The 22478-nt window shown below is 64.2% G+C and carries 20 protein-coding genes; 11 read left to right on the top strand and 9 right to left on the bottom strand.

From position 1 onward, the window contains the following. Nucleotides 1–71 precede the first annotated feature (71 nt). A complete protein-coding gene (locus VGD10_RS01110; RefSeq protein ID WP_331038946.1) occupies nucleotides 72–1562 on the top strand; it encodes a calcium-binding protein in 1491 nt (496 codons plus the stop codon). A 67-nt stretch (nucleotides 1563–1629) separates the two neighbouring features. Here VGD10_RS01110 and VGD10_RS01105 read toward each other — a convergent pair whose 3' ends face one another. Further along, on the bottom strand, nucleotides 1630–3144 hold the full coding sequence (locus VGD10_RS01105) for a calcium-binding protein (RefSeq protein WP_331038945.1): 1515 nt from the start codon (nucleotides 3142–3144) through the stop codon (nucleotides 1630–1632). 215 nt (nucleotides 3145–3359) lie between these two features. Between VGD10_RS01105 and hisH the strand changes: the two genes are divergently transcribed. Genes hisH through VGD10_RS01055 form a run of 10 tightly spaced genes read left to right on the top strand, consistent with a single transcriptional unit; the run spans nucleotide 3360 to nucleotide 13429 of the window. Then, nucleotides 3360–3986 (top strand): imidazole glycerol phosphate synthase subunit HisH, encoded by a 627-nt coding sequence (gene hisH, locus VGD10_RS01100; RefSeq protein ID WP_331038944.1) that lies wholly within the window; start codon nucleotides 3360–3362, stop codon nucleotides 3984–3986. Continuing rightward, nucleotides 3980–4756, top strand: a complete 777-nt coding sequence (locus VGD10_RS01095) for an imidazole glycerol phosphate synthase cyclase subunit (RefSeq protein WP_331038943.1) — start codon at nucleotides 3980–3982, stop codon at nucleotides 4754–4756. Before hisH ends, VGD10_RS01095 begins: the two co-directional genes overlap by 7 nt. A 35-nt stretch (nucleotides 4757–4791) precedes the next feature. Continuing rightward, on the top strand, nucleotides 4792–5418 hold the full coding sequence (locus tag VGD10_RS01090) for a hypothetical protein (RefSeq protein WP_331038942.1): 627 nt from the start codon (nucleotides 4792–4794) through the stop codon (nucleotides 5416–5418). 24 nt (nucleotides 5419–5442) lie between these two features. Continuing rightward, nucleotides 5443–6534: a GNAT family N-acetyltransferase gene (locus VGD10_RS01085; protein ID WP_331038941.1), complete on the top strand. Its 1092-nt coding sequence runs from the start codon at nucleotides 5443–5445 to the stop codon at nucleotides 6532–6534. Further along, nucleotides 6531–7520: a polysaccharide deacetylase family protein gene (locus VGD10_RS01080; protein WP_331038940.1), complete on the top strand. Its 990-nt coding sequence runs from the start codon at nucleotides 6531–6533 to the stop codon at nucleotides 7518–7520. Before VGD10_RS01085 ends, VGD10_RS01080 begins: the two co-directional genes overlap by 4 nt. A gap of 58 nt (nucleotides 7521–7578) precedes the next feature. Then, nucleotides 7579–8988: a glutamate-1-semialdehyde 2,1-aminomutase gene (locus tag VGD10_RS01075; RefSeq protein ID WP_331038939.1), complete on the top strand. Its 1410-nt coding sequence runs from the start codon at nucleotides 7579–7581 to the stop codon at nucleotides 8986–8988. Then, complete coding sequence (locus VGD10_RS01070; RefSeq protein ID WP_331038938.1) at nucleotides 8988–9788, top strand: SDR family oxidoreductase; 801 nt, start codon at nucleotides 8988–8990, stop codon at nucleotides 9786–9788. Before VGD10_RS01075 ends, VGD10_RS01070 begins: the two co-directional genes overlap by 1 nt. Before the next feature lie 10 nt (nucleotides 9789–9798). Then, entirely contained in the window at nucleotides 9799–11040 is a 1242-nt protein-coding gene (locus tag VGD10_RS01065; protein ID WP_331038937.1) for a hypothetical protein, read from the top strand. Further along, on the top strand, nucleotides 11037–12008 hold the full coding sequence (locus VGD10_RS01060) for an NAD(P)-dependent oxidoreductase (RefSeq protein WP_331038936.1): 972 nt from the start codon (nucleotides 11037–11039) through the stop codon (nucleotides 12006–12008). Before VGD10_RS01065 ends, VGD10_RS01060 begins: the two co-directional genes overlap by 4 nt. After that, nucleotides 12005–13429: a hypothetical protein gene (locus VGD10_RS01055; protein WP_331038935.1), complete on the top strand. Its 1425-nt coding sequence runs from the start codon at nucleotides 12005–12007 to the stop codon at nucleotides 13427–13429. Before VGD10_RS01060 ends, VGD10_RS01055 begins: the two co-directional genes overlap by 4 nt. A 1-nt stretch (nucleotide 13430) precedes the next feature. Here VGD10_RS01055 and VGD10_RS01050 read toward each other — a convergent pair whose 3' ends face one another. The 8 genes from VGD10_RS01050 to VGD10_RS01015 are packed head-to-tail and all read right to left on the bottom strand — an operon-like array spanning nucleotide 13431 to nucleotide 22478. Beyond that, nucleotides 13431–13991 (bottom strand): sugar transferase, encoded by a 561-nt coding sequence (locus tag VGD10_RS01050; RefSeq protein WP_331038934.1) that lies wholly within the window; start codon nucleotides 13989–13991, stop codon nucleotides 13431–13433. Further along, nucleotides 13988–15469, bottom strand: a complete 1482-nt coding sequence (locus VGD10_RS01045) for an aminotransferase class I/II-fold pyridoxal phosphate-dependent enzyme (RefSeq protein ID WP_331038933.1) — start codon at nucleotides 15467–15469, stop codon at nucleotides 13988–13990. Before VGD10_RS01045 ends, VGD10_RS01050 begins: the two co-directional genes overlap by 4 nt. After that, nucleotides 15466–16095, bottom strand: coding sequence for a NeuD/PglB/VioB family sugar acetyltransferase (locus tag VGD10_RS01040; RefSeq protein WP_331038932.1), 630 nt, complete (start codon nucleotides 16093–16095; stop codon nucleotides 15466–15468). The genes VGD10_RS01045 and VGD10_RS01040 overlap by 4 nt, the downstream gene beginning before the upstream one ends. A gap of 1 nt (nucleotide 16096) precedes the next feature. After that, nucleotides 16097–17305, bottom strand: coding sequence for a UDP-N-acetylglucosamine 2-epimerase (gene neuC / locus VGD10_RS01035; protein WP_331038931.1), 1209 nt, complete (start codon nucleotides 17303–17305; stop codon nucleotides 16097–16099). Next, nucleotides 17232–18257, bottom strand: coding sequence for an N-acetylneuraminate synthase (gene neuB / locus VGD10_RS01030; protein WP_331038930.1), 1026 nt, complete (start codon nucleotides 18255–18257; stop codon nucleotides 17232–17234). Before neuB ends, neuC begins: the two co-directional genes overlap by 74 nt. 3 nt (nucleotides 18258–18260) lie before the next feature. Next, complete coding sequence (locus tag VGD10_RS01025; protein WP_331038929.1) at nucleotides 18261–19172, bottom strand: NAD-dependent epimerase/dehydratase family protein; 912 nt, start codon at nucleotides 19170–19172, stop codon at nucleotides 18261–18263. After that, on the bottom strand, nucleotides 19169–21136 hold the full coding sequence (locus VGD10_RS01020; protein ID WP_331038928.1) for an acyltransferase family protein: 1968 nt from the start codon (nucleotides 21134–21136) through the stop codon (nucleotides 19169–19171). The genes VGD10_RS01025 and VGD10_RS01020 overlap by 4 nt, the downstream gene beginning before the upstream one ends. A gap of 19 nt (nucleotides 21137–21155) precedes the next feature. Further along, the gene (locus tag VGD10_RS01015; protein ID WP_331038927.1) at nucleotides 21156–22478 is read right to left on the bottom strand and encodes a hypothetical protein; all 1323 of its coding nucleotides are present in this window, start codon (nucleotides 22476–22478) and stop codon (nucleotides 21156–21158) included.

The following is a 22478-nucleotide window of genomic DNA, read 5'->3' as shown; positions in this document are numbered from 1 at the left end:
ACTGAACTTCAGCATCTGTTGGGTACGGGCGCGGGTAGGGGCTGCGCTTTAGCAGATGGAAGGAAATCAGCGTGGCAGTCATAGTAGGAACCGCAGCATCGGAGACCTTAAACGGAACCGAAGGGAATGACGAACTCGCAGGGCTTGGCGGCGACGATACCCTGAATGGCCTTGGCGGCAATGATGAATTCAGGTGGTTCTCGAATGAAGGTAACGACACTATCAACGGCGGCGACGGTCGAGACCGGGCTTCCTTCACGTTCATCAACAACACCGGGGTTGCGAACCAGACTTTCTTCCTCACTGGTCAAGGCGCCACTGGCTTGCTCCAGTACGGCAACCCGGATTCGAGCACAGTAAACCCCTTAATGACCGTCACTAGCATGAATGCGGTGGAGGACGTTCAAATCCGGTTTTCCGAATCGATAACGCTAAGCCCGACCATCAGAATCGACAGCTCGATCAGCAACGCGGTCAGCGGCACCATAGAGGTGATTCAGCTATCGGAGGGGGACACCGCTATTTTCGCCAGCGGCATTACAAATAGCCTGCGCGTCATCACCGGAGACGGCAGGGACAGTATCTATGGCGGATCCGGAGTCGACCAGATCTCCACCTTCGGCGGCGACGACATCCTGAATGGCGGCTCGGGCAACGACACGCTTCTGGGCGGCACCGGCAACGACACCTACTTCGCCAATGCCGGTGACACGGTTATAGAGGAGGCAGGCGCCGGAACCGACGCCATCGTCACCGCGGAGAATTGGTATCGCCTGTATGAGGCTAACGTCGAAAACCTGTTCTTCAATGGCACAGGCAATTTTGTCGGCATCGGCAACGAACTTAACAATTACATCGAAGGCGGCAACGGAAACGACCAGCTCTACGGCCTTGATGGCAATGACACGCTTTATGGCCGCGGCGGCAATAACGAACTGGTAGGCGGTGCTGGCGATGATACCTATGTTGTCGAGAGCAACGGCGACACTCTCGTAGAAATGGGTGGCGAGGGCAACGATACTGTCCTCACCAGCCTCAACAGCTACATCCTGAAGGAGAATTTCGAAAATCTTCGTTATTCGGGTTCTGCGGCCTTCAGCGGCTACGGCAACAATGCCAACAATGAGCTTGGCGGCGGAACGGGAGGGGATACGCTATATGGGTTTTCCGGCAATGACCGGCTGTCTGGCAACAACGGCGCTGACATTCTGAACGGCGGGGCCGGCGACGACGCGCTGATCGGCGGGGCAGGTCCAGACGAGCTGATCGGCGGCACGGGAGCGGATCGCTTCCAATACGATCAGGTCGGAGACTTTGGCGACCTCATCCTTGATTTTGATCGCGAGGAAGGCGACAAGATCGATGTTTCGAACCTTGCGAACAGCTTTGGCACCGACGATCCATTCGCCTCGGGCAATATCCGGATGGAGCAGGTAACGATCAACGGTCAGCAGGCAACCCGTATATTCGTCGATCCCGATTCCTCGACCCCGGAGGGCGAGTTCGTACTGGCCACGGTGTACGGCGACGCCCCGCTGCAGCCCTCCGACTTCATCGTATGATCGCCTGACGTGAAAACAGGTCCGGCTCTGACGGGCCGGGCCTGTTTGTTGCCTGCTCCGTGTCGCCTTAAAAGATGAAGTCGCTGCTGCTCAGCGGCTGGGTACCAATCACCGTGAGGTAATGAACGCTGCCCTGCGGGCCCGCGCTGCCGTCCGGATCAAACATGACCAAGGTTGCTTGCCTGCCGCCCACAACCCCCTGCTGGAAAGAGAGGTGTCCCGAGGCGAACGGGTCTTGGCCCTGTGTGCCGAGCGACGCCGTCAATGCCCGAACGTCGATCCCATCACCTTCGGCGCGGCTAAAGTCGTGTATCATGTCCACGCCGTCACCATATACGCTGGTCACGAACATATCGGCGAACTCGCCGCCCGTCATTTCATCACCGCCGGCTCCTCCGATCAAAACATCATAGCCTGCGCCGCCATCCAGAATGTCGCCGCCAGCGCCTCCCTGAAGTGTATCGGACCCGAGGCCACCAATCAGATAGTCGCTGCCCACTCCGCCGGTTATGACGTTATTGTCTTCGTTGCCGATGCCCTTGAAGTTCCCGAAGCCCGTATAGGTCAGATTCTCCACATTCGGCGCAAGAGTGAAGGTCGCGAGCGGGGTTTGGACCGTGTCGAACCCTTCATTCACGAATTCGACCAACGTGTCGCCTGGGCTTTCGACGAGGTAAAGGTCGTTGCCGGTGCCGCCTTGCAGCGTGTTGTTGCCGCCGCCGCCGTAGAGCGTGTCGTTGCCGCTCTGACCGATCAGATAGTCGTTGCCGGTGCCGCCGACGATGAAGTTGTTAACACCGTTGCCGATGGCAGTGAAGTCGCCGGACCCGTGGAAGAAGACTTCTTCGATATTGGCGCCGACATTGTAGAAGCTGGAGGTCATGAGGACGCGGTCGCGGCCCTCGCCCTGAAGCTCCAGGATCGCGTCCTGATTGTCTGCGACATAGGTGTCGTTCCCGCGCCCGCCGACTAATTCGTCGATGCCGCCGCTGCCGCCCTGAAGAAGGTCGTCGCCGTCATAGCCGTAAAAAATATCGTTGCCGAGGGCACCCTCGAAGCTGTCGGTGAGGTTCGTGCCGAACCCGACTAGCTGGTTTACGAGCGCCTGTGTGGCCGCTCGAAAGATGAGCCCACTCAATGCCGTGCCACTAGTGTTGAGGCCGTTTACCGTAATGCGGCCGGTCAGGTCGGTACCGCTAAGGTCGGTTACGATGAATTCGCCGCCGGCTCCCATGTTGACGACAAGTGTCAAGGCTTCAACATTGTCGACCGTCAACCGGACGATCTGCGGGTCGCCGATTGATCCGGAACCCTCGCGGAGATCAACCCGCGTCGGATCGAGCACATTCGTTCCGAGCGAAAAACGGCGAGGGCCGCCTTGGCCGGAGGTAATGAACGCCCACTGGACGTCGATTCCGGCGCCGCCGTCGACACCGTCGAGACCATCGCCATAGGTCCAGTAGATATTGTCGTTGCCGCCAAGCGCGTTAATGCCGTCGGCTCCGCCGCGACCCGCAATCTCGTCATTGCCCTCCGTACCAACCAAGGTCTCGGGGGCATCTGTTCCAATGATCGTAGCCATGGCACTCATTCTCCATCCAAACCCCGCCCAAGCGCCCTCTCTTATAAAGGCTAGATTTTGTGGCGCCACTCTCGATCAAGGCACGAAGTCGTGTCTTATGGGCTCAAAGGATCATCTACCCCCGGGCGGCGTGACGGATTCAATCACCGAATGCCAGTTCCCTCGGCAGCGGGACGGCTTCATTTCCTTCGAAGCTGCCGTTAAGAGCTATAAACATGACCATTGCTATCGTTGATTATGGGATGGGCAATGTCCGCTCGCTGATGAACGCTTTTCAATTCATCGGCGAGGACGCCATCGTCACCTGCGATGTAGGCGAACTTGAAGACGCCGACCGGCTCGTCCTGCCAGGCGTGGGCGCGTTCGGGGACGCGATGGCGGCAATCCGCGCCACCGGACTTCAGGAGCCGCTAACCCGGCTCGCCATGGAGGAAAAAAAGCCTGTGCTCGGCGTGTGCCTCGGTATGCAGCTCTTTGCAAAGTCCAGCCGCGAGCATGGCAATCACGAAGGCCTCAGTTGGCTTGACGCAGAGGTCGTGCCGCTAGAGGTCGAGGCGCCGGCCAAGGTGCCGCATGTCGGCTGGAACGGGCTCAGCTTCGATTCGGATGACTGGCTCTTCGAGGACATCCCGGCGAAGCAGACCGACTTCTATTTCGTCCACAGCTTCCACATGGTCTGCCGCGATCCGGCGGATGTCGTCGCCACCTCCGACCATGGCGGCCAGATCACCGCCGTGGTCCGGCGCGACAACTTGGTGGCAGCTCAGTTCCATCCGGAGAAGAGTCAGGATAACGGGCTCCAGATGCTTCAGAACTGGATGGCGCACGACTTCGCGTGCTGAAGAAGCGGATCATTCCCAAATTCCTCGTGCGTGGCGGTCGGCTGGTCAAAGCCGTGCGCTTCTTCGACAATGTGCGCGAGGCGGGCAATCCCGTCTCCACCGCAAAGGTCTATGACAGCTACGGCGTCGATGAGATGATCTTCGTTGACATCGACGCAACACCGGAAGGACGCGTGATCACAGGCTCGATCATTGAGCGGGTCTCGGAAGAGGTATTTATGCCTTTTACCGTCGGCGGCGGCATCCGGACGCTCGCGGAGATCGAGCAGTTGCTGAAAAGCGGCGCCGACAAGGTCTCGATCAACAGCGCCGCCGTCTCCGACCCTCCCTTCGTTATCAAGGCCGCTTCGCGCTTCGGCGACCAATGCATTGTCGTTTCGATCGACTATCGTGAGCTCGGCGGCGGTCGTCGTGAAGTCTACAGCCACTGCGGGAACGAAGCGACCGGGTTGGATCCGGTGGAGTTCGCGCTCCGCATGCAGGATGCCCATGCGGGCGAGATCCTGTTGACCTCGATCGACCGCGACGGAGCTATGTCAGGCTATGACCTCGACATCATCCACGAGCTTTCCGGGAAGCTCGACATCCCGCTCATCGCCTCTAGCGGCGCCGGCAGCTTGGCCCATTGCATGCAGGCGCTGGAGGCAGGGGCGTCCGCGATCACCATCTCCTCGATGTTCATCTTCACCGACCACAGCCCAATCAAGGTCCGAAGCTATCTCGCCACTAACGGTGTCCACGTCCGCAGTCAGCAGGGGAGCCGAAGCTGAGCACGCGCATCAGGTCTTCACTCGCGCCGGACGCCATGGCGCGATATGCGGCCCGCCAGCTCGCCGGCCTCTTTCCGGATGAGGAGGAAGCGGCACCGGACACGATCATGGCGGCCGTCCCTCGTGCCCTGGAGCGGCTCGAACATTGCTTCTCCAAGGTCGACAATAAATATTTCTTCGACGGTACCAGCGCTGTGTTCAGCCACCTCCATGGCGACCAATATGCGATGTGGCTCTATTTCCTGTCGAACGAGCTCTTCCGGCAGGGTGCGCCAGCAGCGATCTGCAGCAAGCTCTTCCTTCTGAACAAGGCGCTGCACGGCTGCGATATCTTCTACGAAGTCGCGCTTCCGGACATCTTCCTTCTCGTCCACCCGCTGGGCACGGTGCTCGGGCGCGGCAACTACAGCGACTATTTCGTCAGCTATCAACGCTGCGGCGTCGGCAGCAATCGCGACATCTATCCGACCTTCGGCGAGCATGTGACGCTCCGCCCCGGCAGCGCCGTGCTCGGCAACAGCCGGATCGGGAATCACTGCCAGATCGCCGCGGAATCGCTGGTGATCGACCGCGACTTGCCCGACTACAGCCTTTATATCGGCAACCCGAAGACGGCGGTGGTGAAGCGGCAGGAAAGCATCTACCCGCTCTGGCGGACCTGACGAGCGCAGAGGAGGGAAGGCGTCTTGAAGAGCATCCGAACCGGCTCGGCCGACGAGATCGGCATCCCGATAGAGGACATCGCGGCCTTCTACGACCGGCATTGGCCGCGGAAGATCGCCCTCGGCCTCCCGTCCTTCGCAAAGTGGCAGTTCGTGGATGCGCCCGAGCAGCAGGGGCGCTGCTCCGTCTGCGTCTCCGTCGCAGGATCCGAGCTGATCGGCGCCATGGGCCTCCATGAGCACCGCTTCTCGCTCGAGGGGCGAGAGGCTCCGGCGGCGGAGCTCACGACGTGGATCGTGGCACCTGCCGCCAAGGGCAAGGGCATCGGCCCCCGCATGCTGGACTTCCTTCAGGAACGGTACGAGGTGCTGCTCGGCAGCGGGATCAGCGACGAGGCCCTCAACGTCTATCTCCGCAAGGGCTTCAACTATTGGCGGTACATCCCGCGCGTCTTCCGCATCTTCGATTTGAAGGCGGTTGAGCCTTATAGCCGTATCGATCCGCTGGGCCGGAAGCTCGCCATGCATCGCATGAACGCGATCGGGCCCGATACCAGCTCCGCGCGCCGAATCGCAGCAGCCGACATTGCCGATCCGCATGCTGCGCTCCAAGGCAAGAACGCCTATGTCCGCGACCGGGACTATTTCGAATGGCGCTTCGACCGGCATCCGGTCTTCGCATACGAAACTTATGCGGTCGGCAACTCCGCCTATGTGATCCTCCGACGCGACGAGATTCCCGGCATGTCCTTCGCCCATGTGGCGGAACTGCTTGCCCGGCCCGAGGACATGCCGCACGTTCTCTCCTTCCTCGATGGCTATGCGCAGGAGCAAGGCCTCGCGGCGATCGATTTCACCTGCACCTCATCGGAACTGGTGGGCCATTTCATCGCCTCGGGCTGGTTCTCCTCTGTGGACGAGCCGATGTTCGCCTTCCTCAGCCTCTTCCACCCGCCCGAATTACGCGACCCGCAGACGACCTCGCTCATCTACTGGGCGAGGGGGCGCCAAGCGGCGCTTGCTGACCTTGGCCGTATGCATGTCGTGAAGGCGGATCTCGATCTCGATCGGCCGACTGGCGCCTATTACGAAGCGCGAGGACTGGAGCAAAGGTGACGACCGACAGCCTTCCCGGCTCCCGGGTGACGATCGTCATGTACCATTATGTCCGCCCCATCGCGGACAGCCGCTGGCCGCGCATCAAGGGGCTGGAGGTCGAGCTCTTCCGCGAACAGCTCGCATACCTCAAACGCCATTACGTGATGATCGGCATGGAGGATCTGCTCGCCTCGATCGCAGGAGATGAATCCCTGCCGCCCCGCGCCTGCTTGCTCACGTTCGACGACAGCTATAGCGATCATTATCGGCACGTCTTTCCGATCCTCGTCAAGGAAGGATTGAGCGGCGCCTTCTATCCGCCGCGCGCGACGATCCGTGACCGGCGGCTCCTCGACGTCAACAAGATCCACTTCATCCTCGCCAATGCGTCGGACCCAGGCAGGATCGAAGCCAGCCTCGACGAAGCGCTGCGCGAGATGGGGGGCGCCGACGAGGCCGGGCTCGGGCGTCTGAAGGCGCAGTATAAGGTGGCTGACCATCTCGACAGCGCCGAGGTCGTCTACATCAAACATCTGCTGCAATATGCACTGGCCGAAGATGTGCGGCAGGAGATCGTCCATCGCTTGTTCACCGCTTATGTCTCGGCCGACGAAACCGATTTCGCAAACGAGCTCTACATGACGGAGGCAGAGGCCGGGGAAATGATCGAAGCCGGAATGCATTTCGGTGGGCATGGCGACCGCCATTACTGGCTGTCGCGTCTTCCCAACGACCGCAAGACAGTTGAGGTGGAGCGGTCGAAGGCACTGTTGCTCGATATCGGCATGGCCGCGGACAGGCTCACCTTCTGCTATCCTTATGGGGACCATGATCCACCGTCCGAGCGGATATTGGCGCAGAACGGCTTTCGCGCCGCCGTCACGACCAGGGCCGCTATCGCGGATTTGGCGGCCGACAGCCCGCTGACGCTGCCGAGGCTCGACACGATCGACCTTCCCAGGGACGCCGGCGCATCGCCCAATAAATGGACGCTCGCAGCCTGATGAGCTATGACCGCCCCGGCTATGGTCACTCAAGCCGAAAGCCGCTATCCGCGGCAGGATGAACGCCGCAAAGCCTCTACCGCCTGAAAATGAAACCTCCGCCAGCAATACGGAAGCGGATTTCGCCGTGCTTCGCGAGCGCCTGCACCGCGTCATTCCGGGCGGCGCCCATACCTATTCCAGGGGGGACGACCAGTTCCCGAGCATCGCGCCGCCGCTGCTGGAGCGCGGCAAGGGCGCCTATGTGTTCGACACCCACGGCAGCCGTTATCTCGATTACGGCATGGCACTCCGCGCGATCACGATCGGCTATGCCGACCCGCGCGTGAACGCGGCGGCGATTGCCGAGATCGAGAAGGGCGTGAACCTCACCCGTGCCTCGGCGATCGAATTGGAGGCGGCCGAGTTCCTCTGCAGCACCATTCCCTCTGCCGAGATGGTGAAGTTCGGCAAGAACGGGTCGAACGTCACGACTGCTGCGGTGAAGATCGCCCGCGCCTACACCGGCCGGCGCTATGTATGCATTCCGCGCCAGCACCCCTTCTTCAGCTTCGACGACTGGTTCATCGGCACGACTCCGGTCAAGCGTGGCGTTGCGATGGAGCAGGCGGCTTCGACGCTGGTGTTCGATTATAACGACCTCGCCTCGCTGAAGCGCCTATTCGAGGAGCATCCGGGCGAGATTGCGGCCGTGATGATGGAGCCGGCAACGCATATTACGCCGTGCCCGGCCCAAGAGCTCGACGAGACGCCCTGGACCCGGCGGCAGGCCGGCGAGCGCACCTTTCTGCACGAGGTGCGGGACCTCACGCGCGCCGAGGGCGCCCTCTTGATCCTCGACGAGATGATCACCGGCTTCCGCTGGCACCTTCAGGGCGCGCAGACCTATTTCGGTGTGGAGCCCGACCTTTCCACCTTCGGCAAGGCGATGGCGAACGGCTTCTCGCTTGCGGCGGTAGCCGGGCGCCGTGAGGTCATGGAAGTCGGCTCGATCGACAAGCCTGGCATGGAGCGGACCTTCCTCCTGTCCACCACCCATGGCGGCGAGATGCCACCGCTCGGCGCCTTCCTCGAGGCGACACGGATCAACCGGGAGGAGAATGTGCCCGGGCACCTGTGGTCCTACGGCGCGAGGCTACGAGAACTAATCCGACAGCTCGCGGCGCGGCACGGGCTTGCCGACCGCTTCGTGGTGCAGGGGCCGTCAGTCGCGCTCAATTACGTCACCAGGGGGGCGGACGGGCAACCCAGCATGGAGATGCGGACCCTCTTCTTGCAGGAGATGCTGAAGCGCGGCGTAATGATGCCGTGGATCGCCTTCTCGCAGGCGCATGGCGAGGAGGAGCTGTCGATCACCGCCGATGCGCTCGATGGGACCCTCGCCGTCTATGCCCGTGCGCTCGAGGACGGGGTCGAGCGTCATCTCGCCGGACCGGCCGTGAAGCCGGTGTTCCGGACCCACAATTGATGGCGGCGCCGCAGGACGGCTTCCGCCTCGACGGCGAGGTGGCGCTGGTGACCGGCGGTGCCGGTATCCTGGGGCGGAAATTCTGCGCCGGCCTTGCGGCGGCCGGCGCGAATGTGGCGGTCGTGGATCTGACTGGCGCCGAGGATGCCGCCGCGCAGATCGGCCCCGCTGCCGCCGGCTTCTCCTGCGACATCGCCGATCCGGCATCCGTGCACTCCTGTGTCGCCGCCGTGATGGAGCGGTTTGGCCGGATCGACGTCCTTCTCAACAATGCGGCGACGAAGACGGCGGATGTCTGCGATTTCTTCACGCCGTTTGAGGAATATCGGCTGGAGACGTGGCGCGAGGTCATGTCGGTGAATATCGACGGCATGTTCCTGATGGCGCAGGCCGTCGGTCGCGAGGTGCTGAAGTCGGGCGGCGGCCGGATCGTGCAGACCGCCTCCATTTACGGCTTGGTCGGCCCCGATGCACGCATCTACGAAGGTTCGGATTATCTAGGCGGACCGATCAACACCCCCGCCGTCTATTCCGCGTCGAAGGCGGCGGTGGTCGGCCTCACCCGCTGGCTTGCGACATACTGGGCGGACAAGGGCATTCGCGTGAACTGTCTTGTCCCGGGCGGCGTGTCGAGCGGGCAGAATTCCACCTTCTCCGAGCGCTATTCGGCACGGGTCCCGATGGGCCGCATGGCCGAAGCAGACGAAATGGTGGGGCCGATGCTGTTCCTCGCCAGTCAGGCGTCGAGCTACGTCACAGGCCAGGTGCTCGCGGCCGATGGCGGCTGGACCGCCTGGTAAACCGCTTTCGATGTTCCTCATCATTGCCAAACTTATCGAAGTTCTCGCACGTGCGGGGTTCACGGTTGCGGCGACGTTTGCGCTGCCGGTCGAAGGGGCGGGGCGGTTCGGGATCATCGTCACGCTCGTCGGGCTGTTCGCCTTCGGCATCGGCTGGGAGCGGTATATCGATCTCCAGCGGCGGTTGGTTGGGGCCGAGCCGCAGGTCTTTGACCGCGCGGTGCTCCACGCCTCCCGGCTGTGGGGCTTCAACTACCTCGTCATGCTCCCCTTGTTCCTGCTGCTGACGGGCCTCTGGGCCGAAATCGAGCCCTGGCCTCTGCTCCTCTGCGTCCTCATCCTCGTTTCGGAGCATCTTTCCAACCAGATCTACAATCTGGCGGTGGTCGAGCACCGCTACCGCCCGCTGGTCGGCTGGATCGCGGCGCGCAACCTCCTGCTGCTGCCGCTGATCGCCTACCCGGTCCTCCTCGCACCTCAGAATGCGACGCTCGACTATATCCTCGGCGCATGGGCGGCGGTCTCGGCCGTCTCCTCGCTGCTCATCCTGCCGCTCTGGCTCGCGTGCCTCGACCGCCGTCTACCGGACGCCCCCCTGCCGACCGCGACCGGCATTTTCGCGCAGCACCGCGCCTCGCTCAGCCATTTCGGCCTCGGCCTGCTCGCGATCCTCAGCCTCCAGGTCGACCGGCTCGCGGTCGGCAGCCTGCTCCCGCTCGAGGAGGTCGGCATCTATTTCCGCCACGTGCTGCTGGTCTCGTTCGCCTATCAGTTCTTCAACATCGCCTCCTACAACAGGAACGTACCGCTGATCTTCGGACGCGCGCGCACCCATGACGTCGCCGATGCCCAGCGGATCGTCCGCGTGGAGCAGGTAAAGGTGCTGCTCGCCGTCGCGGCGGGCTTCGCCCTTCTCTGGCTGCTGGACCGCGCGACCGGCGGCATGTGGACGAGCCGCTTCTCGATTCGCTTCGACCTTGCGGGGCTGCTCGTCGCCGGCGCGCTCATTCGCATCATGGCCGATTATTGCGCGCTCATCCTCAACTCGCGGATGCGCGAGACCTGGGTGTTCCGGCGGCAGGTCGCGGCGCTCGGGCTGGGATCGGTCCTGCTGGTCGGCCTGACGCTCGCCTTCGGCATGTTCGGCGCAGCCGCGGCTATGCTCGCAACCTCCAGCCTCTATTATCTTCTGAACAGGCAGGGAGTCGCGCGCCTGCTCCGCGAGAGCGCGCCGGCGGCAGTCGCGGCATGAAAATCCTGGTCACCGGCAGCTCCGGCTTCGTCGGCAAGGCGCTCGTCGCGGCGCTGCAAGAGCGCGGCCATGACGTGCGGGGCCTGAGCCGGGCGGTGCGCGCCGGCTCACTCCAGGGCGACCTACTCGACCCCTCCTCTCTTTCGACAGCCTTGCAAAGCCTCGAGCCGGAGATCGTCTACAATCTGGCCGGCCAGACGGACCTCAAGGGGCCTGCCTCCAGCTATGCTGCAAATGTCGAAGGTGTCGCCAACCTCCTCGACGCGGTCGCGGCCGCGCCCTCAGTGCGACGCGTCGTTTGGGCCTCCTCGCAGCTCGTGAACCGGCCCGGGCCAAAGCCCACGTCCTTCACCCACTGCGACCCAGGCTGCGCCTACGGAGCGAGCAAGGCGGAAGGGGAGCGGCTCGTCCGGGAACGGGATGGTGGCGGCAAGGAATGGGTGATCTTCCGTTCCACCACCATCTGGGGCCCGGGCATGAGCCACCATTATGCCAACATCCTGAGGATGATCCGGCGGGGCCGCTATTTTCACATCGGGCGCAGGCCGCTGCGCAAATCCTATTCCTATATCGAAAACCTCGCGGCGCAGCTTACCACACTCGGCGAAGCGCCGGCCGCGAGGGTCCATGGCCGCACCTTCTACCTCGCCGACAGCGAGCCGGTGGAGCTGCGGCACTGGCACGATCGGTTCGCCGCCGCCTTCGGCCGCTGCATCCCAACTGTGCCGCTGCCGCTGGCCCGGCTGGCGGCACTTGCCGGCGATGCGGCCGGATTCATCGGCATCCGCTCCCCGATCACGAGCCATCGCCTCTCCAACATGCTGACCGAATATCTCCACGATGTCCGTGACATTGAGGCAGTGCACGGCCCCACCGCCATCTCCAACGAAGAGGGCGTCCGCCGCACGGCCGAATGGCTGAAAAGCCTCGACGCGGCCGGTCCGCTGTCGCAGAAGGCCGGTGCATGAGCGACAAGGCACTCATCTACGCGATCCACCGCACCCAGGATTGGTGGCGGTTCGTCGGCGACCATCTCGGCTTTCCGGCAATTGTGCTGACCGACCGGCGCGGGCAGGGCGACCGCTGGGTGACGGACGATTTCTACCGTGCGTATCGCCGTCTTTATCGCGAGGGTGTCGAGGCATCGCCGCTGCTGGGACCCGCCGAGATCAGCGACGTGATCGCCCGGTGCCGGGTGCTGCGCTGGATGCCGCGGCGGAAGGCGGTCGCCATGGCCCTGGCGATGGCCGAGGCGATGGAGAAAGCGCTGGACGATATCCGGCCGACCATCGTCATCAGCTTCACCATCGACAGCTATGTGTCGGACATTCTCTGCCGCCGGGCCGCGGCGCGAGGCGTCCAGCATTACGAACTGACCTCGAGCGCGCTTCCGGACATGGTCATGGTGGCGCAGCGCGGCGTCCTCTGCACGCTTCGCTCCGATCCCGACCCGGAGCTTCTCGAGGCGAAAGTCCATGAAATGGTGGACCCGCTCTACAAGCCGACCATCTTCCCGCCCCCGCCCACCTTCACGCGGCTCCGCTTCCTGCGGATCATTAGCTATTTCCGGACCCGCGCCGCCTTCTTCAAGGCCTATTCTTGGTACCGGCGGGACCCGCTCAACCTCCATTATCTCGATGCGCAGCCGGTGCTCGGCCACAAGCCGCGCTACGGCGACGTCGGCATCGTTAGCCGGATCGACCGCTACTGGCGCAAGAAGATGGACGCGTTCCCGAAGGAGCGGCGGGTGCTGTTTCCGCTGCAGCTCTTCCCCGAAGCCTCGATCGACTATTGGGTCCCGGACCTAGGCCTTGTCCAGTATGAGGACATTCTGGTCGAAGCCGCCTCCGCCTTCGCCGAGGCGGGCTTCCATGTGATGGTGAAGGACCATCCGCTCCAGTTCGGCTTCCGCCAGATCGAGCTGATCGACCGGCTGCGCGCGCTGCCGAACCTTTCCATCGTCCCATACGAGGTCCGCAGCAACGACCTGCTCGGGATGGTCGGCGCCTGCCTGACGACGACCGGCACGCCAGGGTTGCAGAGCGCGATCCTCGGGCTGAAGTCAGTTGCGACGCCCAATTACTACACGACGACCGACGAGGATTTCATCCTGCTGCGCAGCCGCGCCGACACTGCGGAGCTTCCCCGCCGTGTGCTCAATATGCCGGAGCCGACGCTCGACATGCTGGCGGCGCGGCACCGGCGGATCGTCGCCAAGCTGCTGCGCGGCAGCTTCGAGGCGGACATCCTCTCGTTCCAGAAGTTCGACCGGGCCCGTCCAAACCCCCGCGCGGCGGAACTCGGCCAAGGGCTCGGCGCCCACATCCTGCAGCTGGAAGCGGAGCGGAAAACCGGGATGGGAAGCAGCAGCGGCGAACTCGCCGCCTGACTCAGTGTGAAATGCCGCTGGCGCGGAGCACCTTCAGACCGGTCAGCCACAATATATAAAGGTCGAACAGGAAGGAACGGCGGGCGAGATAGTCCGCCTCCAGCGCCACCTTGTCCGGGATCGACAATTCATCACGGCCGTTGACCTGCGCCCAGCCGGTGAGGCCAGGCGTCAAGCGATCAACGCCCTTCTCCCGCCGGAGCGCCATCAGGTCATCCTGATTGAACAGAGCCGGCCGGGGCCCGACGAAGCTCATGTCCCCCTTGAGGATGCTCCAGAGCTGCGGGAATTCGTCGAGGCTCAACCGGCGGAGGAGGCCTCCGATCGACGTCAGATAAGCACGGCCGTCCGTCATGAGATGCGTCGGGATGGCCGGCGTATCGACCCGCATCGACCGGAACTTCGGCATCGAGAAGAGGACGCTGTCTCTCCCTACCCGGTCCGACCAATAGAGGACGGGGCCCTTCGAAGTCAGCTTCACCGCCACTGCGGTCACGATCATCGGCAAGGCGAGGACAAGCCCGAGCAGCAGGGCCAGCACCACGTCGAACGCGCGTTTCACGATCCCGCGCGCCGCACCACGTCGCGGATGGTGTCGATGATCCGCGCCACTTCCTCCTTGCTCATGTTGGAGCCGGAGGGAAGGCAGAGGCCGGTTTCGAACAGCCGGTCGGCCACCGATTCATTGCCATGCTCGAAATAGCGGCAGCCTTCGAACACCGGCTGCCGGTGCATGGGCTTCCATAGCGGCCGCGTCTCGATCAGCTCGCCTGCAAGCCGCCGGAGCAGCTCGCGGGCATCGATTCCCGCCGCCTCCGCATCGATGGTGCAGGTGCTGAGCCAGTGGGTCGAATAGCTCCATTCGGGCTCCGGCATCCACTCGATGCCCGGAATGTCGGCCAGACCCTCGCGATAGGAATCGAACACCTGCCTGCGGGCGAGAATGCGCTTCTCCAGCACCTGGAGCTGGCCGCGGCCGACGCCAGCGAGCAGGTTACTCATCCGGTAATTGTAGCCGATCTCCTTATGCTCGTAATGGAGCACCGGCTCGCGCGCCTGGGTCGAGAGGAAGCGGGCCTTGCGGATCAGCTCCTCGTCTTCGGAGAGGAGCATGCCACCGCCCGAGGTGGTGATGATCTTGTTGCCGTTGAACGAAAGGGCGGAAAGCTTGCCAAAGCTGCCGCTCGGGCGCCCCTTGTAGGTCGCGCCCATCGATTCCGCGGCATCTTCGACGATCGGCACGTCGTAGCGGCCGCAAATCTCCATCAGCGGGTCCATGTCCGCGCTCTGGCCGTAGAGGTTGACGACGATTACGGCCGCCGGCTTCCACCCTTCGGACCGCGCCTGCTCGAACGCCCGTTCGAGGGCGCGCGGAGACATGTTCCAGCTGTCGGGCTCGCAGTCGATGAAGACCGGCTCCGCATTCTGATAGACGATCGGATTGGCGCTGGCGGCAAAGGTGAAGCTCGAACAGAAGACGCGGTCTCCCGCGCCCACGCCGAGCAGGCGGAGGGCCAGGTGGATCGCGGCGGTTCCCGACGACAAGGCCGCCGCATGGGAAACGCCCGTGAGCGCAGCCACCTCCTTCTCAAAGGCGTCGACATTTGGGCCGAGCGGCGCGATCCAGTTGGTCCGGAACGCCTCCTCGACGAACTCCATCTCGCTCGTCCCCATATGGGGAGTCGAGAGCAGGATCTGCTTGTCGATGTCGCGCCGGTCGATCAGGCGCTGTACCCGGCCCTCCGCGTCGAGCACCGGCAGGTGATCGACCTGCCTTTCGTCCATAAGGGCGAGCGCGTCCTTCCGCGAGGCGCGCTCCGGCAGCACGAGCGAGGTGATACGCGGCAGGTCGGCGAGCGTATCCTCCATCTGCTTGCCCTTCAGCAGCAGCCGCCGGAGATCGCCGTCCGTCGCGGTGCGCTCGAAACGCCCATCCGCGTCCAGCACGAGCAGGATGCCGACGCCCGACCTGTCAAGCGCGGTGAGGGCGTCGCGCAGCGGCGTATCGCGCGTGACGCTGATTGCCTTTAGGTCCGTCAATTCTTCCCCGATCCGATCGTCTTGGCCGCCGGGACCCCCACCCAGGTCTCGCCGGCTCCTACCGCTCTCGTCACGACCGCGCCAGCCCCGATCACCGCATCCTTCCCGATGCTCACTCCCGGGAGGACAGCGGCCCCCGCGCCGATCAAGACGCCCTCGCCCAAGCGGACGCCGCCGCCCAATATCGTGCCAGGCGCGATGTGGCACCAGGCGCCGATCTCGCAATCGTGATCGACCACCGAATTGTGGTTGAGTATGGCCCCCCGCCCGACTCGCGCCGCCGGACCGACAACCGCGCCGGCAGCGGCGAACACGCCTGCCTCGATCGTTGCGAAGGCCGAAACCCTTGCCGAAGGATGTACGATCGTGCGTGCCCGCGCCCCAAGCGGCTCCGCTTCGCCGTAGAGGCGGCGCCGCGCCTCGGCGGAGCCGATCGCCACATGCACCTCCGCGTCCGCGACCCCGGCGTCGAGTTCCGGCCCCTCGATCTTCACGCCGAGCAGGTCCGAGCCCCATCTGTCCGGACTGCCGTCGCGGACCCGGACAGATGCCGCGGCGACGCCGCTCGCCAGCAGGGCCTCCAGCACCACCTTCCCATGTCCGCCGCTTCCGATCAGCACCAGCATCTCAATATCCATTGACCTTGTGGAGCAAATCCGCGTCCAGCGGCAATTGGACCAGGAGCCGCACGATCCTTTCGCCCGCCTTCCCGTCCCCATAGACATTCGCCGCCGGGAAACGTCCGCCGCTCAGCAGAGCGTCGACGGCCTCGCGCATGGCGCCGGCGTCGGCCGGCACGTCGCAGACATTGGCATTGCGCCCTCGCAGAGTCTGACGCCGTCCGACGTTCAGCACCGGCGTGCCGAAGCTCGCAGCCTCGATGATGCCGGCGCTGCTGTTTCCCGCCATCAGATCGGCATGGGCCATGGCGGCGACGAACTCCGGCCGCGGCATGTGTGTGAGGACGACAATGCCTTTCCGTCCCTCGGCCTGTTGCAGCGCCTCGCGGACGCCCGCGCTGCCGGCATCTGAATTCGGCATCAGCGCCAGTATCTGGAGTCCTGCGCCGCAGAGCGCGTCAAGAACGGCTTCGGTGTCGGCACGGGCGCGGTCCGCCTCCTGCAGGACGGGGTGGAAGACGAAGAGCGCGAAAGGCTGGCCAGCGTCGAGGCCATGATCCGCCATGAATGCCGCACGATCCGGAAGAGGCGCGTCCGTCAGAGAATCGAGGCCCGGGGCACCCGTCACGAAGATGCGGTCCTCCCGCTCGCCCATCCGGATCAGGCGTTCGCGCGCCTCATCCGTAGCGGTGAAGTGGAGGTGCGACAGCTTCGAGATGGCGTGGCGGATCGGCTCGTCCACCGTCCCCGAACGCTCGCCGCCATGGATGTGGGCGACGGGGATGTTGAGGTGGATCGCAGCGAGGGCTCCAGCGAGCATTTCGCCGCGGTCGCCGAGCAGCAGTGCCAGGTCGGGCCTCGCCTGCTCCAGCGCATCGGTGAAGGCGGCCACCATCGTGCCGATGTTGCGGCCCATGGTCGCGCCGGTTGGCGGATCAAGCGGTACCGGCACCCGCGCGAGGATGGCGAGGCCCGCCTCCTCGATCTCGCGCACCGTCTCGCCATAGAGCGGCGACAAATGCATGCCGGTCGCAAGCACCGACAGGCGAAGATCCGGCGCGGCGGCGATCGCCTCCAGCGTCGAGCGCATCAACCCGAAGTCGGCGCGGGTACCGCTGACGTAGCAGACGTGTCGCATCGCCTCAGGCAAGATCGTCCCACTGGAGCGGCGTTCCCGCCTCGACTGGCCGTGCCAAGCGACGACCCACCACCTCATCGAGATGCTTTGGCGGGATGCCCGTGGCGGGGCGGAGCAATGCCACGTCCTCCCGCTCGATCACAGCGCCGGCGGCAAGGCTGCGCATCGCCGTCACCGACCGCCGCGCCACCTGCCGCACGGCCAGCTCGGCTTCGGTCGGCGCCTTCACGTCCGAGCCGAGCGCGGCTTCCACGGCGCGGATCGCCATCACCATGTCCTTCAACTCTTCCGGCGTGAGGGAGGCCCGATGATCGGGACCGGGCAGCGCACGGTCGAGCGTGAAGTGCTTCTCGATCACGACGGCGCCGCGCGCGACCGCGGCGATCGAAACCGCAGCGCCGAGCGTGTGATCCGAATAGCCGACGGGCACGCCCAGCGTGTCGGCGATGCTGGTCATCGCGCGGAGGTTCACGTCTTCCGGCGCGGCGGGGTAGTTGGAGGTGCAATGGAGGATGCTGAGCGGGGCAGGGTCCTCCGGAGGATGGCCGCCCCACCCTTCCCGCACGACATCCGCCGCCTCCCTTACCTCGTCCATCGTCGCCATGCCGGTGGAGACGATCATGGGCAGGCCCTTGGCGGCGAGATGGCGCAGGAAGGGGTGGTTGACCACTTCGCCCGACGGCACCTTAAGCCGCCGCATCCCCAATGCGGCAAGGAAGTCGGCGGCCTCTTCGTCGAACGGAGTCGACATGAATTCTATGCCCGCCTCGGTGCAGCGCGCGAACAGGCGGCGGTGCAGCTCGTCCGACATCTCCAGCGCCTTCAGCATCTCGTGCTGGCCGCCGCCGCCGGTCTCGCGCGCCTGATAGTCGGCCTTGGCGGCGGTCGGCCCCGCCAGCCGGTCGGCACTGAAGGTCTGGAACTTGATAGCGTCCGCGCCAGCTTCCGCGGCGACGTCGATCATCCGCAGCGCGCGGTCGGCGTCGCCGTTATGATTGACGCCTGCTTCGGCGATGATGAAGACACCCACGGCCTAGCCCCTGCTGAGCGGCGGCGGGCTCCAGCCTAGCCGCTCGCGTGTGGGCGCTATATCGACTTCCAGATTTCCCAGCAACTGAGAGGCGAGGGCGCCGCGGCCCAGGAGACGGAGCCCCGCTCCGAGCAAGGCAGGCGGCACCGGCAGGAAATGCGGGCGCAGCCCCTCCAGCGTGGCGATCCGTTCCACGATTCCGCGCGTCGACAGAGGGGCGCCATCAGCAACGAGGAAGGTCTGTCCCGCCGCCGTCGGATGATCGACGCAGATGGAGATGAGGTCCGCCAGCGTCTCGAGGGAGACGAGGTCGCGCCGGTTCGAGGTGACGCGGCCGAACGGCAGCAGAACCCCCTTGCGCATGACGTTCGCCAAGGCGCCGAGATTTCCCTTTGCCCCCCGACCCAGCACAAGCGGCGGCCGGATGACCACGAGCTCCATGCCGGTTTCGGCGGCAATGGAAGCAAGTCCCGCCTCCGCCTCGGCCTTCGCGACGGCGTAGGCGGAGTGCGGCTCAACCGGGTCATCCGCGCGGAAGGGTCTCGCCCCGGTCTCGCCGCCGAGCACGCCGATCGAGGAGAGGAAGATGAAGCGCCTCACGCCGGAACCGGCGGCCGCGCGCGCGAGGGTTACGCTCGCATCCCGGTTCACGGTCCGAAACGCCTCCAGCGGTTCGGCAGCTTCCTCCCGCAGGACGTGTGCGCGACCAGCGCAGTGCACGACAACTTCAATGCCCTTCAGCAGCGACGGCCAGGCGACCGACGCGGAGATATCGCCCACCGCCCGGGCGTCGGTCGAACTCTCGGGCCTTAACGCCCGTACCACCGGCTGGACCCGGTGGCCCGCTGCCCGCAGCGCTTCGGCTACGGCGCTTCCGACAAAGCCGTCGGCGCCCGTCACCAGCACGGCGCTCATTCGAGCGGTCCTTCCGCGGCTTCGCGGGCGAGCACCCGGCGCGCGCCCGGCATGCTGAGATGGTTATCGTCGAAATACATGGACTGTCCGCCGATCACCACGCGGCAGTTCTGACGATCGCATAGGGCCGGCCCAGGTTCGATCAGGCGGATATGCCCTGCACGCTCCATCCCCCTCAGCCGATCGAGAATCGCGCCTTGCCGCCCGGTATAGAAGCTGGCGGAAAGGTGCGCCTTTTCACCCTGGCGGAACACGAACCATTCCGCCGTTACCGGAAGCTCGGGCACCGGCCCAAGAACGTGGACGCGCTTGCCTGCCTTCCGCAGTCGGGACACGAGGCGGTCGAAGTCCCGCCAGTAAATGCTTCGCGCTGCCTCCGGTGAACGATCGGTCATGAAGGCCGGAGGGAGTTGCGCCGCCGACGGATAATGCTCCCGTTGATCGCCGTAGAGGTAGAGACCGTGGCGATAGGCGATGACCACGCTGCGAATTCGACTGTCGCCTTCGAGGCGGCGCACCGCCTCTTCGGTCCATGCGCCGCACCCCGGATTAGCCGGATCAAAGCTGAGTGCGGCCGGACAGGCGCTGAAGGTCAGATGCAGCAGCCCCTGTCCCTGCTTCGCAAGCCGCTCGGCTAGGGCATAGCCGATCTCGATACCGTGACTGTCGCCCAGGATCGCCCAGCTCGTTTGCGCTCCGCCATAGGCGCAGGCTGCGCTCGGCGGCCGGTAGTCGGTGCCGTCCGTGTGGCACGCGTCCCGCTTCGGGCTGAGCGTCATCGTCTCCGCGATGGCGATACGTTCGGCACCGAAGCGGTCGGGAAAACCGCGGGTGACGTGCGCGAGCAGGCCGAAGGCCACGAGGAGCAAGGCCAGCAGCGCGGAAAGCCCGAACAAGGTCTTGCGCCCAATGAACGCGCGGTTGCGGAACGGTTGCTCCACATATTTCCACGACAGGAAGGCGAGCAGGAAGGTGACGGCGATCAGGGCGACATAGAAGCCCCGGTGAAGCGGGAAGCCATTGAGGGACCGCGCCAGCGCAAACAGCGGCTGATGCCACAGATAGGCACTGTAGGAGATGAGGCCGATACCGACGAACAGCGGCAGCGACAGGAGCCGCCCGACAGGCGTGGTGCCGGAGCTGGCGGCGATGATCAAAGCGGTTCCGATCACCGGCGGAAGGGCGAACCAGCCAGGGAAAGGAGTGGACCGGTCCATCAGGACGATCGCGGCCAGGATGATGGCGAGACCGGCGATCTCCGCAATGCTGGCCAGAGCGCGCTTCCGCTCGAAGAAGGGCCGAATGACTCCGCCCGTTGCAGCGAGCAAGGCGCCGAGGCCGAGCTCCCAGGCGCGAAACAGAGGGAGGAAGAAGTTGGCGCTCGGGTTCCGCTCCTGCATCCAGATACTGGCGAGGAAGGAGGAGGCGATTGCGAGCAGCAAGACGGGTCTCAGCCATTTCGTGCGGCCCGACCCGACGATCAGGAGCAGGATGACAGGGAAGACGATGTAGAATTGCTCTTCGACCGCAAGACTCCACATGTGGATCAGCGGAAACGTATCGACGTCGGGTGCGAAATAGCCGCTCTTCAGGTAGAAGAAGATGTTCGCGACGAACAACATCGTGGCGACCACGCTCTGGCCGAAATCGCGCATCTCCTGGGGAAGCAGCACGAACCAGGCAAGCAGGCTGGTGACCGCCGTGACGAGGAACAGTGCCGGAAAGATGCGGCGGATACGCCGCTCGTAGAAATCGCCGAAGGTTAAGCGGCCCTTCGCCAGATCGCCGAGGATAATCGAGGTGATGAGATAGCCGCTGATCACGAAGAAGATGTCGACGCCGACATAGCCGCCGGTGAAGGGGCCGAGCCCCGCATGATAGAGGATCACGGGGACGACGGCGATCGCACGGATACCGTCGATCTCCGCACGATAATGGGAGCTAAAGGCCGCCCCGCTGCTCAAATCGCCCCCTGATCCTTCGCTATTCAGCGGGTTGCAGGGCCACGGCCGGCTGCCGGGCCGGGGCCGGCACGACGCGCATCAGCATGAAGGCCAGGATCATCCAAAAGTGAATGACGAACCCGTTCCCGAAGCCCAGCGGTGTGTTGATCAGGCTGAAGAAGATGCCGAGGCTTACGACCGGCGCTAGGTAAAACCAGCGAAGGTCCATGCGTTCGCGGCAACGGTGGTACACAAGCGCCGCGAGATAGCCCCACAGGAAGGCCGGGATCAGCCCCCAAAATTTCCAGTCGACGTAAAGCGATCCCCAGGCCGAGGGAAGGAAGCCGGCGAGGTTCAGCTCGAGAAGCGGATAGAAGCGGTCGGCGACGAAGTCGCCATTGATCCGCCTCATCAGCGCGGTCAGCAGTTCGAGGCCGTAAATACCGTAGTGGGGCGAAGTCGTGAAATCGGTGAAGATCACGTTCGACATCACCAGGCCCTGCACCAGATACCAGACGAAGACGAAGACGAGATAGGTATTGCCGTAGCCAATCGTGCCGATGATGAGATCGGCGACAGGACCTTCGAAATCGACGCCCCAGATGGAGCTGACGAGGTCGAACATCGCCTCGACACCGCCGGCGCTTTCCGCGCGGACGAGGAAGACGACGACGAAATAGTTGAGCGCCGCGAGACCGACGACGACGGCGAGGCTTCCGTAGATGAGCGTGCTCGTCCTGACCCGCCGCCTCGCGACAGCCCGGTCTCCTTGCCAAAGGCGCTGCCGCGTTCTGAACGAGACGAAGGCGAGCAGGATCGCGTAAAGGAGCGGTCCGCGTCCGCCCATGATTAGCGACATCATCAGGATCGGAAGGCCGGAAAAGAGCGCGAGCCGCCACAGGATGATGTCCTTTCGGAACAGCGTCTCGCGGACCAGCATGGCGAAACCGACCGGGTAGAGGATGAAGGCAATCTGGAAAAGAGCTGAGCTTTGCGATGCCTGCCCGCCGAGGAGGTCGCCTGCCCGCTCCGCACGTATCTCCCAGGCCTGCGACAGATCGAGGAAGTTACCCTGTGCGAATTCCCATGCCAGGATGAAAACCGTGAGTATGGCGACGCCGGGCAATATCTTGTCGACCATGCCCAGGTCGATCCTCGTATGCGCCGGGACCGCCTGAACGTGCCTCGGCCAAGTCAGGGTGCGGAACGTCGCTCCCACGATGAAAGCGCCTATGAACAAGGCGAGAGCGAAGAACCCCCACGCCGTCAGGGTCCGACCGACGAGGACAAAGGGCAGCCCGAAGAAGGCAAGGATGCAGACCGTCCAGACCTGCAGCATGGATATTGCGGGGTGGCGCTTCAC

This window comes from Allosphingosinicella sp. (assembly GCF_036402135.1).
Taxonomy (GTDB): domain Bacteria; phylum Pseudomonadota; class Alphaproteobacteria; order Sphingomonadales; family Sphingomonadaceae; genus Allosphingosinicella.
This window is presented reverse-complemented; position numbering and strand designations above follow the sequence as displayed.